The following is a 13,484-nucleotide window of genomic DNA, read 5'->3' as shown; positions in this document are numbered from 1 at the left end:
TAGTGAAAAAGGGGTAATTTTAGGGGGTTAAAAACACGGCATAATTGACTTTTAAGGGAGTTTTAAATAGATTTTATGTTATGGAATTGAATCATAAAAACTCGTTATTAACAATAGAAACATTAGAGTATGAAACAAGGAACAGAGCCATGGAAGAATTAGCAAAAAATAACCCTGAAATGTTTGTTAAACTTATTTTAGAACAAGATGACAAGCGCTTAAAGGACGCCAAAGAAAAACGCTCACTTATTAGACAAATAAGCTTTATGGCGTTATTCTTAAGTGCGTTTGTAGCATGTGTTTGGATTTTACACTAACAAACTATTTTTAAGCTCTTTAAGCTTGTTTTGTAAAGCGCTCGCTAAATGATAATCTTTAGAATCTAGGGCGTCTTTAAGGCTGTTTTTCAAACCAATTTCTTTAAAATTTAATAAGACAATAGAATAATCTTTAGGCTCTATAAGCTCATATTCTTTTAAAAACTCCAACCCGTTAAAATTCTTTTGCAAAATTTGCATAAACACTTCTTTATGCGTGAAGTCATTAACATTTAAATTCCTGCTTACGATAAATAAAAAACTCTCGCTATCTTTGGCGGTGCGTAAAATCCTGCCTTCAAACAAGCTTAAGGGGGGTAATTTCTTTTCTTCTTCTTTGCTATTAGGTAAATAAGAGTTTAAGATACGCTCATGCTCGTCTCTAACAAAGGGGCTTAAATGCGTTATTATGCCTTTTAAATTCCTGTAATTTCTGTCTTTATCTTTGGGGGTTAAACTCTCTTTTAAAAGGTTTTTACAAAGGAATCTAAAGGCGTTAATCTTTGTCATTAAAGGGGGGGTTTCATCTTTTAAATAATCGCCCATGTCTTTCTTGTCTCCTATAATATTAATCACGCTCACATTAGAATAACCTAAGCTAAAACATAGATTGATAGCCCTTAAAGTCGCATTAAACCCTGCTTCATCATTATCTAAGCAAAAACAAATTTCTAAATCTAATTTAAAGAGCATGTTTAAATGCTCTTTAGTAATGGCTGTGCCTATCGCACACACGGCATGGGGCTTATTGAATTTAATAAAGCCTAAAACATCAAAAAAGCCTTCACAAATAATAATTTGCTTTCTTTTAATGATTTCTTCTTTGGCTTTATGAAAATTCCATAAAATAAAAGACTTTTTGAAAATTTGGCTATCTCTGCCGTTAATGTATTTGGGGGTCCTATCTTTATTATGGCTTTCATTATGATTGATTCTAGCGCTAAAACTTCTAATTTTGCCGTGATTATCTTTTAAGGGAATGGTGATTCTATAATTGCAATAACTCACTAATTCCTTTTTGGCATTATAGTTAAATAAAGCGCTCCCTAAAAGCTCGTAATCTTCAAAATTGCTTTTTATGACTTCTAAATCAGCCCCTAAACAAAAGCCTATTTCATGCTCTTGTATCATCTCTAAAGTAATGCCACGCCTTAAAAGATAATCTAAGGTCTGTTTAGAGCTTTCTAAAAGGCGTTTTTTGAATTTATTGTTAGCAAAATTTAAGACATCAATAAATTTCTCTCTTTTTAAACTCTCTTCATCTTCTTCAATCTCTAAAGTGAAGTTAAAAATGCCTGCTACTTCTTTAACACTCTCAAAAAAGCTTACTTGCTTAAAATCTTGGATAAAAGTAAAAGCATCGCCTTTAGCATCACAGCCAAAGCATTTATAAATACCCTTTGACTCACTTACCATAAAACTAGCGCTTTTCTCGCTATGAAAGGGGCATTTTGCTTTTAAAGAAGTCCCGCATTTATGCAAGTCTAAATACTTTTCAATCACGGCACTAATGCTTACAATTTGTTTTAATTCTTCTAAATTTTTGATTTTTGGCATTAGATTCCCTCCAAGCTCATTACAAAGCGGTTATTTTCTTCTTCGTGCATTCTTTCTAAATTATCGCCTTTCATTAAGTCGGGGCGCTCATAAAACTTGTAATTTGCCATTTCAAAAAAGATTAAGCCTTGTTCGCCGGTTTGCTTATTCTTCCTAATGGTAAATTTTCTAAAATTCACTCTCCTTTCGCCCTTAATCTGCTTAGCATCGCCATCAATTAAACGGCTGATTTTAAAAATAATATGCGCTTCATGCGCGCCTTTCCTGCTCCCGCTTGGTGTCATGGGGTCATTCTTAGAATTTTGCACGATAAAAAAGATGACAATATCTAGCTTTCTGGCTAATTCGCTTAAGGTGGTGAATTTTTCGGTCTCTTGCTCTTCTTTGGTTCTGTTTTGCATAGGGGTTACGATTTTCATTTGAGAATCAATTAAAAAGGCTTTATAGCCAAGTCTAGCTAAGGCTTTGATTTGACTTCTTAAATCGCTTATATCTGTGCATGCATCATCTACAAAGATACGGCTATAGTCAATTTCGGGGTAGTATTTAAGCATGTTAGTCATATATTTTTTAATGCTAAATTCAAAGGATAGATACACGACTTTATGTTTTTTGGTCATGTTGTTTAAGATTTGATTGAAAAAAAGCGTTTTACCGCTCTCTGGGTCTCCCATAACTAAAATGAGTTGGCCTACTTCAAACCCACCCTCAAACTTCTTATCAAGTCCAAAAATGCCCGTTTCTAACTTCTCAACTTGTGCGTCTTGTTCGTAAAATTTAATCCAATCACTTAATAATTTACCGGTAATATTACTCTCAATATCAATAAACTTGCTTAAAAATTCAGCGTCAAATATTTCGCTGTTTCTAGTGCATTTAATAAGCTTGTCTGCTAGGCTATGCTGGACTTTTAATTGTAAAAATTCCTTAAAGTTTGGCTTTAAGCTTAGATAGTTAGGAATGCTATCAGCATTTAAAAGCTCTATAACTTCTCTTTTGTCTAAAAAGTCTTGCCCTAAAGCTAATTTTAGGGTTTCTAAAGTGATGAGATGATTTTTTTTCTTTAAAGAGTTTAGGGCGTCTAAAATCACTTGATTAGTTGGCTCAAAAAACTTAGGGTTTATGCCTTCTAAAAACTCTTCTATGTCTTTAGGATAGTTAATCATAGAATTGATTACAATAAGCTCTAAAGACTTATCAAAGCTGTTGATTAGCTCATTTTTTGTTTTCTTTTCGTTTGTGGTCGTCATTGTTTTTTCTCTCTTTCTTTTTCTTTTCTAACTTTTCTAAATTATTTAAGGTCTCTTGATATTCGTTAAGAATCTTTTGACCTAGTAAATTAGACTTGCTAAACTCATTCACTCCATAAAGAATGGCTTTTTGTAAAAGCTTTGATTTGCTGATTTTTTCTCTCTCTGCTCTTAATTCTAGGCGTAAAATCACACTTTCGGCTAGGGTGAACTTTTTGCGTTGTTTTGGTGTATTTTTTTTGGCTCTTCCACTTTCCATACTTGCTCCTATTCTTTCTATTCCTGCTTAAATAGCTCCTTAAAATGCGCTCTACTATAGCGCTTCTGTGCTGATTCTCACACCACGCTATAAAGTCTAAAATCTCTAAAATCTCACTGCTTAGATAGAAGCTACAGCTATGAATGCGCCTGTGTTTTGAATAATAAAACTCTTTCATTGGTTGCTCCTAATACACGAATTCCTTTAAGTAATTTTCATACTCAACATCTACTTCTGCGCTTTGTTTGTCCTTGTAGTAGGGGTTATACGCCATTTCAAACATCTCTTCTTCATAGTCATACTTAGCTTTTAACTCTCTTTGGCTATAAGGGGCGTAAGGGTCTCTAGTGGGGCAATTTTCGTTATAAATTGGCTTATTTTTCTGTTTAAACAAACTAGGCTTAAAGGCGTATTCTTGCACTGCATAAAGCTCGCTATAGCCCCGCTTAATGCTTTGATTAACGCACTTTTCTAAATCTTGGTTTTTGGCTATTAGCTCTCTTGCTTGCTCTAGTAAAGCTCTTTTAGTCGCACTTGTTAGCTTGGATTTTTGGTTTTTGTATTCAAAAAACTTCTCTAGCGCCCCCTTCTCTTTGAGATTTAAATCATCAGCATGCAAATTTCCTAAAGCGCTAGTAAATAATCTCGTGAAATTTTTAAATTTTTGAGAGCAAATAATCAAGGATTTTTTAATTTTGGATTTTTTGCAAATTTTAGGCTTAGACTTAAAAGAAAATTTTTCAATTTTTGCGCTTGCGCTTATCTTTTCATGTTTGTTTTTTATTTCTTTTTTATTGTCAAAAAATTCACTACTGGATAGAGTGGCGCATTTTTGGGGGTTTGCTTGAATTTTAGCACGCATTTTAGGGGGCTTATCCACTACTATGTTTTTTATCGTGTGGCTAATGGAATTAAAGAGCCTAAAAAGATAGAAATCTTTAAAAGTTCCATCAGTATTTCTAGCCTTTTGTAATTCTATCAAGCCTAAATCTATGAGTTGTTTTAAATACTTCCATGTGGTCTGCAAGGTTAAATTAAAGCGTTTAGCGATATTGCTAGAATTAGCCTTAAAATTGCTTGGCAAACTAGATAAATAGCAATAAATAGCTAAAGCCATGCCTGAAATTCTCTCATCTTGAGCGATAGCATTTGAGCCTTGGAAAAATCCGCCTTGAATTTTTTCTTTTAAAATATAGTTTTTTGTGGTATAATTCATTCATAATCCTTTTCTGTAAAAGAAAGATTGTTGTTTAATGCTCTCTCTTTTTTGGTTTAGCGATTTGTAAAGCGCCGCTAGGAAAACCACTCCGTTAATTCTTTTAACTAAATGATTTTCAAAGAACACTAGCGGTTCTTTTAAACTTAACTTTTTCATTTTTTAGCTCCTTCTAATTTTTCTTTTAATTGTTTTAAAAGCTCACTATCTGATAGGATTAGCCCTATACTAGCTCTAGCGATATAGCCCTTTTTTAGAATGCTTTTTAAGCATTCATTAAGGCATTCAGCAAACTCTATTGACTCGTCCTCGTCGTGTGCTATGTAGAATTTTTTCATTCTAAACTCCTTGTCTTTTTAAGATAATCTAGGGTGTAGCTTGTAATTTTTTGGCTTTTAGTGCTTACGCTCTTAAGCTGATAGGTTTGTTTATCTAAAGAGTCTAAAAGCTCTATAAAGTCTTTTTTAGGCATAGAAACCCCCCTAATTTGTCGGGTCCTTTTAGAAATAAAAACTTGCATGATGTTTTTCATATCTCCCCCCTTTTATTAAAGGCTTTCCTTGATAGAATTCTTTTCATGCTGATAGAACGCTTTTTAGCGCTTATTTTTCTAAACACTTCTAAGAGAGATTCTCTTAAATGCGGGGTTAAAAAAACTTCATAATCAAAATAACCCTTGCTTTTAAACAAGCTTAAAGTAAGGATATGGCGCTTTTCTAGGGCTTTTAAAGTGGCTAAAAATTCGCTAAAAGGATAGCTAGGGTTATTGATAAGCTTTTTATAAGGACTAAACAAAGCGCCCCCTGCACTTGTAGATTTGCAACCTGCAAAGCGCTTATAAATTAAAGCTACTAAGATTTTTTCATGCTCTTCTAAGGTATTTAAAAGTTTCATTAAAAGACCCCCTTTAAAAAAGTAGCTCTTTCTTTGTTTTGATTAGGAATAAACTTCGCATAAGTTTTAAAGGTGATATCTAGGTTCTTATGCCCTAATGTTTGAGAGACCCAAAGGCTTTCTTCGCCTTGAGAAAGCATTAAACTAGCGAAGGTATGCCTTGTGTTGTATAACACCCTTTTTTCTAAATTAAGCGCTATTAAAAGCTCTTTAAAGGCTTTGTTAAACTCATTGGTTCTTTGTGGTTTAGAGATGAAAACAAAAATACGCTCTTCTTTTAAGCTCTCTTTGTATTCTAAAAGCGCCTTTTTAACGACTTCTAGCATATCAATCTCTCTAATACTGCTTTTAGTTTTAGGACTGCTTAATGTGCCTTTATAGCTTAGATTCTTATTGATATTGATTTTATTTCTTTCAAAATCAATGTCTTTCCAAGTAAGCGCTAATAGTTCGCCCACTCTTGCTCCGGTGAAAAATGCTGTAGTTAAATAGGTTTTAAGCCTAAAGTTATTGCAAGCGTTTAAAATCTGCTTGATTTCTTCTAAGCTAAAGGGCTTAATCTCTTTTGGCTCTATAGCGTTTCTAATCTTTAAAGCAAAGAAAGGGCTTTGTGTAATGTAGCCCTCCTTTTTAGCAAACTCTAAAAGCTCTTTTAAGCGTGATTTTAAGATGTTAATCACTAGCCTAGAATGTTTGTTAAGGGCGTTTTGATAAAAGCTCTTAATATGCTCTTTAGTGATGTTTGAAACATAGAATTTACTTAAATCTTTAATGCCTGTAAGTTTGAAAGCGTTTTTAAAATTGGTTTGTTGGGTTTTTAGGGTGCTTTCTTTTAATCCTATAGAATAGCTTAGACGCTCTTTAATAAGCTCTTCTATAGTGATTTTTTTATCTGTCTCACTTAGCGTCTCATTTTGTAGTGTTTTGTCTCTTTTATCGTTTTGTTGTCTCATTTTTATAGGCTCTTCTATGATAGTAAGCACCTTTTTATTTTTGGACTTAAGCGCCCCTTTTTTAGGGGAATTTAAGGGCGTTTTAGCTCCTTTTATTGTGGTGCTACTAGCTTGTAATTGCTCCTTTAAAACTTCTTGTTTAAGCGTTTTTAAGCGCTTATACTTTGGCTTTAAGATATTGCCACTTTCTAGCATTTCAAGGGCGATTAGGCGGTTTTCTTTGGTGTCTAATAGCCCTAAACTTAGGCGCTTACGCTTGTTGTTTAAAACAATGTTGGCATATAGTAAGCCATTCCTGTTGTAAATAGTCATAGGATTAAAGCTCCTTTCTTTCTTTTATTTTTGTGGTGTTCTTTGTAAAAATGATTTTAGAAATTGTGAGACAATCTAAGAGTAGAGGGCGTGGGGTTTTGGACTTGAAAAAAGCTAAGATTTTTTCAAATCTCAATGCCTTAAAACGCTTGTTTTTAATTAGCGCTATACCCAATTAAAAGCTGTTGGTAGATGAGTGGTGATATTTTAATTTTTAAAGTTATAAACAATGCCGGAACTATTATCAATATTGGCTCTATTGCGGGCACTTATCCTTATGTTGGGGGGAATGTTTATGGAGCTAGCAAAGCCTTTGTGAAACAATTTTCTTTAAACTTAAGAGCAGATTTGCTTGGCACTAACATTAGAGTAAGTAATATAGAACCCGGGCTTTGCGGTGAAACAGATTTTAGTTTGGTGCGTTTTAAGGGTAATAGAGAAAAAGCTAAAGCTATTTATGAAAATAAAACAACTATCAAACCACAAGATATTGCCAATATTGTTCTATGGATTTACAAACAACCCCCATATGTTAATATCAATAGCATTGAAATTATGCCAACTAATCAAGCTTTCACTCAATTAGCCGTCAAATAAAAGCTAAAGCTCTAAAAAATACTTTTTGTTTTTTTAGAGCGGGGCTTACTCCCTATTTCAACGCCATTTTATACGCCATTTCTAAGTTATGATAACTACCCTTTAGCTCTTCAATATTTCCAAATGCCATAATTTTCCCTTCTTTAATTTTAGTCCCCTATGCTAAAAACAAGCGTTTTTAGCATGGATAAAAAAGGTGTTAACCGATTAGGTTTTTGTATTTTTCATCTTCGTGGCAATAGCAACTATTGCATCTTAGTTTTACAGATTCATTATTTTTAGCATGTTGCAAATCCTTCTCAGAACAACACAGCATTCCTTTTCCACATTTAGAACATTTTCTTTGCGCTCTATCTTTTTTATCGCTTGCCATAATTTTCTCCTTAAAATAAAATATTTGTTGCAACTAAGCAACTCTATTAGCCCTATAAATGGCGTTATAGGGCTAAGCAAATTACCTTTTACAACGCATAAAATTAGGGCGTAAGATTAGGTAAAGGGGTGTAAAAAGAATTTTTTAAAAAATGCAATAAAAAATAGGCTATTTAGAGAGAGAGAGAGAGAGAGACGGAATTTTTGATATTAATTATCATTTCTTTCATGCTATTGCCTTTTTGAATTCTAATTCTTAAGATTATAATTTACATAAGTTAACACATATTTTAATCAGAAACTAAAATTTGAGATTTTTAGAAAAAATTAACATTCTATCCTTAATTAAAAATAAAAACAGTTAAAATTTTAACCAAAAAACATTATATATTAATAAAAAATGAAAAATATTTTTTAAAAATGAAAATAACTATACTCATCAGTAAAAGTTTTTTCTACTTTTACAAATACTAAAAAATTAAAAATACAAAGGAGTAAAAATGTTAAAAGAAATTTTACAAAAAATTTTTACTGATATTATCGTGAATTTAATAACAGACAAATTAGAACATTTTTTAAACAATTTGTTCTTCTAATCATATAGAGAACTACTTCTTTTTAGAGGTAGTTAAGTATCTAAAAACCTATAGCAATATTTTATTTCTTGGTAGGATTGTCTCTTCTTAAGACAGCTATTGCCAAAGAGCCTAAACAGATTCCAACAATAGTGAGCGAAAGTTCTTTAAAACCCTTAATAGCACAATAGATACTAGCACCAACCCCTACTATAACAATAAAAACAACTATCAAGAAAGCAATGAGCTTTTCTATGAAAACAAAATTTGCTGTCTTATTTTCTATTTTCCTACGGTGTTGAGCTTCCTTTTGTGTTTCTTCTATAAATAAATCTTATATCATTTTCACGCCCAACTCATGCAACACTTTTATGCCATGAATATCTAAAAGCGGAGCATCTATTTGAGTGTGAGATAGCTTAAGAAGGCTGTCTGATTTTGCTTGAATTTCTGTTTTTCTTAACATTATGATTAAAATCTAAAGCTATTTTTCTAAAGTCATTAGAAAGATTTTTATAATCTTTTTTAAATCCCTCTGTGGAAGGATAATGAGAAGCTTTTAATAAAGTAGAACTAACAAAAGAGAGATTAAAGCATGAGTTAATAAAAGTTTTTGCATTTTTTAATTTCATCACTACACCTTTCTTTTTTTGATTCTTTTAATACATTCTAACACAAAAAACATAATTGCTTACTAAAAATTAGAAAAAATAAGGACTAGGTTTTTTAGCTAAGAGTATCTTGGTGGTAATAATTTTGTTTGCTTATTTTTATAAAATATCGCTCTAAAATGACTTTTGGAGCTTTTAAAAGTTTGGACTTATAGCCCCCTATTTCAACGCCGCTTTATACGCCATCTCCAAACTACTATGATTATTTTTTAATGTTTCAATATTTCCAAACGCCATAATTTTCCCTTCTTTTAAAAAAATCGCACTATCCAAATACTTTTCCACATCAACCACTAAATGCGTAGAGACTAACAAGCTCGCATTTTTGCTAAATTCATTGGCGATTAATTCAAAAATCTCTTCTCTTGCAATGGGGTCAATGCCAGCCACTGGTTCATCAAAGAGATATAAAGAAGAATCTCGTGATAAAGTTAAAATAAGTTGTAATTTTTCTCTCATGCCTTTTGAAAGGGCTTTAAATTTTCTTGTTAATGGCACACAAAAGTGTTTGAGTAAATCTAGGGCTTTTGATTCATCAAAGTCATTAAAAAAATCTTTATAAAAAGCGATGGCTTTTAAAGGCGAACTTTCAGGGTCTAAAAAATCGCCATCGCTTAAAAACGCCACGCTTTTTTTAGTCTCTATGCCGATACTTTTGCCTAAAATTTTCACTTTTCCTTGGTAGTTCAAATTTAATCCGGCTAAAATTTTTAACAAAGTAGTTTTACCCGCCCCATTAGGGCCTAAAAGCCCTATAAATTGCTTTTTAGGAAGTTTGAGACTGATATTGTCTAAAGCTTTTAAACTCCCATAGGATTTGCTTAAATTCTCTATCTCTACTAGCATTTCAATTCCCCAAACTTACGCACTCTTTTATAAAAATCGCTGATAATGTTTTCTAAATCTTTGGGGGTGAAATCTGGCCATAAAATCGGCGTGAAAAACAATTCCGCATAGCTAGATTGCCACAACAAGAAATTAGACAAACGCATTTCCCCCCCTGTGCGTAGTAATAAATCCACTTCAGGTAAATCATGCGTATCTAAATGCCTAGAAATTTCTTGTTCCAAGTTTTCTAAAATTTTGGTGTTTTCTAAAATTTTGGTGCTTTCTAAATTTTTGAAGTTTTTTGGGGGGGTTTCTAATAAGCTTTTAAACGCTCTAGTGAGTTCATTTTTAGAACCATAATTGAGAGCTAGAACTTGCGTAAAATCCTTAAAATGCTTGGTATCTTCTTCAAGCTGCAAAATCGTGTCTTTTAATTCCTTAGAAAAGCCTTCTAAATCCCCTATCGCTTTAAAGCGTATATGGTTATTCAAATAAGTAGGCCGCTCATCTTTGAGATACTTTTTAAGCATTTTCATTAAAAAATCCACTTCACTTTTGGGGCGTTTCCAATTTTCAGTAGAAAAAGCGTATAAAGTCAAGCATTCTAACTTTTTGTTCGCGCAATATATCGTAATGTCTTTAAGAGTTTTTACGCCTTTTTTATGCCCATAAGCCCTAGCCTTATTCTGTAATCTAGCCCATCTGCCATTACCATCCATAATAATGGCAAGATGTTTGAGAGTGTTATTCAATTCTATTTAACCTTTAAAGAAAAGTCCTTAATTATACATTATTTTAAAAGCGTGCAAGCATCCACTAAGTAAGCGATATGTTGCCAAGAAAATTGTGTTTTTTCACTCAAGCCGATTTCACAAGTGCTAGAAGTTGAAAAGCCCCTTTTAACATTATAAGCTTTATAAAATTTTTCAAAACCTTTTAAAGCACTCTCATTTAATTCAGGGGTAAAAAAGCCCTTATTCCCAGCAAACCCACAACAACCTGTATCTGCATGGATAATAATCTCACCTGTTGTGCATTTTTTAGCTAAATTCAACAATAACTCTTCTTTATTTTCTAGTTTTAAGGCACACATGGTATATAATCCAATGTCTTCATCAATAGCTTTAAATTCTAATTTAGAACTTAAAACTTCTTCAATATACACGCTCAAATCATAGATTTTTAAATCCTTATAGGCTTTCATTTGCTTGATAAAATGCGTTGAACATGCGCTATGGTCTAAGACAATGGGAATTTTTCCATTATCACTTAATTTTAAGAAAATCGCATGGTTTTTTTCATTATTTTGTTTGGTTAAGTCGGTGTAATTAATAAAGGCTTTCCCACAACAAAGTGCATTTAATTCGTTAGGATAAAGAACAGAGACCTTTGCCTTTTTACATAAGGATTCAAACACTTCTTGAATGCTTCTAGTATCAGCCATAAATTTTGATGGAGCAAACGAGCGGTTGATACAGGTGCTAAAATAAATGACTTTTTCTCCACTCTCACAATTTTTATTCTCTAAAGCATAGGCGTTGTTTTTAGGCATGTAATTAAAGGCTTTAGGAAAGGGCTTGATGAATTTTTTAATCCCTTTAGTCAAACCTACTAAGTTTTTAGAGCCTAGGATATTTTGAGCCACACTAGCACTTTTTAAAGAAAATTTAGCACCCTTAGTCATTGTTTGCATGTTATTTAGAATACTTGTAGCAATTTTCTCACCCTTAGGATTTGTTTGATAATAATTTAAAGCAATGCTTCCGGTATCAATTTTTAAAGGGCATAGAGTAGAGCACATATGACACACCGCACAAGTCTCATATGCTAAATATTCAGCCCCTTTTAAAAACTCATCTAACAAAGTTTTATCTTCATTATGCCCCTGTTTTACTCTCTCTTTTAAGCGTTCAATCTCTCTATGAACCACAATGCGTTGTCTTGGAGTTAAAGATAATTCCTTGCTAGGGCAAATCCTTTCACAAAACCCACATTCCATACACATATCCAAATGCTCTTCAATAGGATAAATGCTTTTTAAATTTTTAGTATGGATTTCTTTGTCATCAGTGATAATCACATCAGGGTTTAAAAGCCCTTTAGGGTCAAACAATTCTTTGATTTTTCTATGGATTTTGTAGGCTTTTTCTCCCCACTCCATTTCTACAAAGGGGGCTACCATTCTGCCTGTGCCATGTTCTGCTTTAATAGAGCCTTGAGACTCACTCACCATAAGAGCCATATCAGAGACTAAATTTTCAAACGCCTTTCTTTCTACTTCATTTTCTAAAATCGGCGTAACGACAAAATGTAAATTCCCGCTTAAGGCATGCCCAAAAATAATGCTACTATCCTTAAAGCCATGCGTTTTTAAAAGCTCTTCAATAGCGACTGCACCTTGAACGAAATTCTCTTTACTAAAGCACACATCTTCAATAATGACAGAACTTTGGCTTTTTCTTTTTGACGCTGCGATAGGAAAAATTCCTTTTCTAATCTTCCACCATGAGTTATAGATACTAGGCTCACTGCTAATTTGAGAATCTAATGCCACAGGTATAACGCTTAAGGCGTCCAAAATCGTTTGCATATTATTTTCTAAAATAGATTTTTCATCGCTTTCGCTTTGAATGAGTAAGCATGCATTAGGCTCTTTGACTTCTTTAATCACACTAGGCATGCCATCTAAATTTTTCACGCTTTTTAAAGACGCATAATCCATAAGCTCTGCTGAAGAAATCATGCTAGGGTGCTTGGCTTTTAATGTGGCTAGAATTTGAGCGGCTTTGGCGCATTCTTCTAAGTTTTCATAGAACAATAACGCACAAGTTTTATGGGCATAATCTTTAACGCATTCTAACTCCGCACTTGAAATAAAGCCTAAAGTCCCTTCAGAGCCTATGAATAAATGGCTAATGATTTCCATAGGGTCTTCAAAGTCAATCAGAGCGTTTAAACTATAACCAGTGGTGTTTTTGATTTCATATTTTTTCTTAATCAAAGCGTGTAAATTATCATCTTCTAAGATTTCTTTTCTTAAATTTAAAACGCCTTCAATCAAATCTTTGTGCGTGTTTTTAAAACTCTCAACGCTCTCTTGATTAGAAGTGTCTAAAAGAGTGCCATCAGCAAAAATGACTCTTAGAGATTTTAAGGTTTTATAGCTGTTTTGCTCCACACCACAACACATTCCGCTGGCGTTATTAGCTAAAATCCCCCCTATCATAGCGGTGTTTATGGTGGCAGGGTCAGGGCCTATTTTTTTACTATAAGGTTTCAATAAAAGATTGGCGTTACTTCCTATAATCCCACATGAAAGCTGAATGCTCTTAGCGTTATCTAAAATTTTAGCGTCCTGAAAAAAATGCGATGCAATAACTAGCACGCCATCACAACTTGCTTGCCCCGATAAGGAACTCCCTGCAGCTCTAAAAGTTAAAGTTACACCATGTTTATGAGCTAACTCGCAGAGTTTTTGCACTTCTTCTTCATTCTTGGCTTTAACAACCACTTTAGGAACATAGCGATAGCATGACGCATCAATACCATAAGCAAAACGGCGTAAATAATCCTTATAAATCCTATCGCCCAAAAACTCTCTAGCCTCATCAAAAAACGCATGGTAATTCACTTCCATTTACTAACCTCACTAATTAAATTCTTTTTTTATTAAGTATATTTAT

At 33.1% G+C, this 13,484-nt stretch carries 17 protein-coding genes and 1 pseudogene; 3 read left to right on the top strand and 15 right to left on the bottom strand.

Annotated features, from left to right (window positions below):
* Positions 1-149: 149 nt before the first annotated feature.
* Positions 150-317 carry a hypothetical protein gene (locus tag HCW_RS09230; protein ID WP_231283034.1) on the top strand — a complete coding sequence of 56 codons (168 nt, stop codon included), beginning with the start codon at positions 150-152 and terminating at the stop codon, positions 315-317.
* On the opposite strand, the gene dnaG is transcribed toward HCW_RS09230, so the two are convergent.
* The 9 genes from dnaG to HCW_RS02720 all read right to left on the bottom strand — a co-directional run bounded on the left by dnaG (position 309) and on the right by HCW_RS02720 (position 6,758).
* A complete protein-coding gene (gene dnaG / locus HCW_RS02755) occupies positions 309-1,874 on the bottom strand; it encodes a DNA primase (protein ID WP_014660701.1) in 1,566 nt (521 codons plus the stop codon). The genes HCW_RS09230 and dnaG overlap by 9 nt on opposite strands.
* Positions 1,874-3,124, bottom strand: coding sequence for an ATPase domain-containing protein (locus HCW_RS02750; RefSeq protein WP_014660700.1), 1,251 nt, complete (start codon positions 3,122-3,124; stop codon positions 1,874-1,876). Before HCW_RS02750 ends, dnaG begins: the two co-directional genes overlap by 1 nt.
* On the bottom strand, positions 3,090-3,383 hold the full coding sequence (locus tag HCW_RS02745; RefSeq protein WP_014660699.1) for a hypothetical protein: 294 nt from the start codon (positions 3,381-3,383) through the stop codon (positions 3,090-3,092). Before HCW_RS02745 ends, HCW_RS02750 begins: the two co-directional genes overlap by 35 nt.
* A 187-nt stretch (positions 3,384-3,570) precedes the next feature.
* Positions 3,571-4,599, bottom strand: coding sequence for a winged helix-turn-helix transcriptional regulator (locus HCW_RS02740; protein WP_014660698.1), 1,029 nt, complete (start codon positions 4,597-4,599; stop codon positions 3,571-3,573).
* Entirely contained in the window at positions 4,600-4,758 is a 159-nt protein-coding gene (locus tag HCW_RS09395; RefSeq protein WP_155802215.1) for a hypothetical protein, read from the bottom strand. It lies immediately after the preceding gene.
* Positions 4,755-4,937, bottom strand: a complete 183-nt coding sequence (locus HCW_RS02735) for a hypothetical protein (RefSeq protein WP_014660697.1) — start codon at positions 4,935-4,937, stop codon at positions 4,755-4,757. The genes HCW_RS09395 and HCW_RS02735 overlap by 4 nt, the downstream gene beginning before the upstream one ends.
* Positions 4,934-5,131, bottom strand: coding sequence for a hypothetical protein (locus HCW_RS02730; protein WP_014660696.1), 198 nt, complete (start codon positions 5,129-5,131; stop codon positions 4,934-4,936). Before HCW_RS02730 ends, HCW_RS02735 begins: the two co-directional genes overlap by 4 nt.
* On the bottom strand, positions 5,128-5,493 hold the full coding sequence (locus HCW_RS02725) for a hypothetical protein (RefSeq protein WP_014660695.1): 366 nt from the start codon (positions 5,491-5,493) through the stop codon (positions 5,128-5,130). The genes HCW_RS02730 and HCW_RS02725 overlap by 4 nt, the downstream gene beginning before the upstream one ends.
* Complete coding sequence (locus tag HCW_RS02720) at positions 5,493-6,758, bottom strand: tyrosine-type recombinase/integrase (protein WP_014660694.1); 1,266 nt, start codon at positions 6,756-6,758, stop codon at positions 5,493-5,495. The genes HCW_RS02725 and HCW_RS02720 overlap by 1 nt, the downstream gene beginning before the upstream one ends.
* Positions 6,759-6,808: 50 nt before the next feature.
* Between HCW_RS02720 and HCW_RS09845 the strand changes: the two genes are divergently transcribed.
* Positions 6,809-6,937 (top strand): hypothetical protein, encoded by a 129-nt coding sequence (locus HCW_RS09845; protein WP_269208206.1) that lies wholly within the window; start codon positions 6,809-6,811, stop codon positions 6,935-6,937.
* 49 nt (positions 6,938-6,986) lie between these two features.
* Positions 6,987-7,355: pseudogene (locus tag HCW_RS02715) on the top strand (SDR family NAD(P)-dependent oxidoreductase); the annotation flags it as partial.
* Between the two features lie 199 nt (positions 7,356-7,554).
* Here HCW_RS02715 and HCW_RS09390 read toward each other — a convergent pair.
* The 6 genes from HCW_RS09390 to HCW_RS02695 all read right to left on the bottom strand — a co-directional run bounded on the left by HCW_RS09390 (position 7,555) and on the right by HCW_RS02695 (position 13,438).
* Entirely contained in the window at positions 7,555-7,728 is a 174-nt protein-coding gene (locus HCW_RS09390) for a hypothetical protein (protein ID WP_155802214.1), read from the bottom strand.
* A gap of 656 nt (positions 7,729-8,384) precedes the next feature.
* Positions 8,385-8,537, bottom strand: coding sequence for a hypothetical protein (locus tag HCW_RS09385; protein WP_155802213.1), 153 nt, complete (start codon positions 8,535-8,537; stop codon positions 8,385-8,387).
* Positions 8,538-8,721: 184 nt separating this feature from the next.
* A complete protein-coding gene (locus HCW_RS02710) occupies positions 8,722-8,934 on the bottom strand; it encodes a hypothetical protein (RefSeq protein ID WP_014660692.1) in 213 nt (70 codons plus the stop codon).
* Between the two features lie 198 nt (positions 8,935-9,132).
* Positions 9,133-9,819, bottom strand: a complete 687-nt coding sequence (locus tag HCW_RS02705) for an ABC transporter ATP-binding protein (RefSeq protein WP_014660691.1) — start codon at positions 9,817-9,819, stop codon at positions 9,133-9,135.
* Positions 9,813-10,553, bottom strand: a complete 741-nt coding sequence (locus HCW_RS02700; protein ID WP_014660690.1) for a di-trans,poly-cis-decaprenylcistransferase — start codon at positions 10,551-10,553, stop codon at positions 9,813-9,815. Before HCW_RS02700 ends, HCW_RS02705 begins: the two co-directional genes overlap by 7 nt.
* Positions 10,554-10,591: 38 nt before the next feature.
* Positions 10,592-13,438, bottom strand: coding sequence for an FAD-binding and (Fe-S)-binding domain-containing protein (locus HCW_RS02695; protein WP_014660689.1), 2,847 nt, complete (start codon positions 13,436-13,438; stop codon positions 10,592-10,594).
* Positions 13,439-13,484 lie beyond the last annotated feature (46 nt).

The organism is Helicobacter cetorum MIT 00-7128, assembly GCF_000259255.1.
In the GTDB taxonomy this organism is placed as follows: Bacteria; Campylobacterota; Campylobacteria; order Campylobacterales; family Helicobacteraceae; genus Helicobacter; species Helicobacter cetorum_B.
This window is presented reverse-complemented; position numbering and strand designations above follow the sequence as displayed.

Excerpts from the sequence above, each read along its gene's own strand:
- HCW_RS09230 (WP_231283034.1), top strand. The coding sequence starts at position 150 with ATGGAAGAATTAGCAAAAAATAACCCTGAAATGTTTGTTAAACTTATT.
- dnaG (WP_014660701.1), bottom strand. The coding sequence starts at position 1,874 with ATGCCAAAAATCAAAAATTTAGAAGAATTAAAACAAATTGTAAGCATT.
- HCW_RS02750 (WP_014660700.1), bottom strand. The coding sequence starts at position 3,124 with ATGACGACCACAAACGAAAAGAAAACAAAAAATGAGCTAATCAACAGC.
- HCW_RS02745 (WP_014660699.1), bottom strand. The coding sequence starts at position 3,383 with ATGGAAAGTGGAAGAGCCAAAAAAAATACACCAAAACAACGCAAAAAG.
- HCW_RS02740 (WP_014660698.1), bottom strand. The coding sequence starts at position 4,599 with ATGAATTATACCACAAAAAACTATATTTTAAAAGAAAAAATTCAAGGC.
- HCW_RS09395 (WP_155802215.1), bottom strand. The coding sequence starts at position 4,758 with ATGAAAAAGTTAAGTTTAAAAGAACCGCTAGTGTTCTTTGAAAATCAT.
- HCW_RS02735 (WP_014660697.1), bottom strand. The coding sequence starts at position 4,937 with ATGAAAAAATTCTACATAGCACACGACGAGGACGAGTCAATAGAGTTT.
- HCW_RS02730 (WP_014660696.1), bottom strand. The coding sequence starts at position 5,131 with ATGAAAAACATCATGCAAGTTTTTATTTCTAAAAGGACCCGACAAATT.
- HCW_RS02725 (WP_014660695.1), bottom strand. The coding sequence starts at position 5,493 with ATGAAACTTTTAAATACCTTAGAAGAGCATGAAAAAATCTTAGTAGCT.
- HCW_RS02720 (WP_014660694.1), bottom strand. The coding sequence starts at position 6,758 with ATGACTATTTACAACAGGAATGGCTTACTATATGCCAACATTGTTTTA.
- HCW_RS09845 (WP_269208206.1), top strand. The coding sequence starts at position 6,809 with ATGATTTTAGAAATTGTGAGACAATCTAAGAGTAGAGGGCGTGGGGTT.
- HCW_RS09390 (WP_155802214.1), bottom strand. The coding sequence starts at position 7,728 with ATGGCAAGCGATAAAAAAGATAGAGCGCAAAGAAAATGTTCTAAATGT.
- HCW_RS02710 (WP_014660692.1), bottom strand. The coding sequence starts at position 8,934 with ATGAAATTAAAAAATGCAAAAACTTTTATTAACTCATGCTTTAATCTC.
- HCW_RS02705 (WP_014660691.1), bottom strand. The coding sequence starts at position 9,819 with ATGCTAGTAGAGATAGAGAATTTAAGCAAATCCTATGGGAGTTTAAAA.
- HCW_RS02695 (WP_014660689.1), bottom strand. The coding sequence starts at position 13,438 with ATGGAAGTGAATTACCATGCGTTTTTTGATGAGGCTAGAGAGTTTTTG.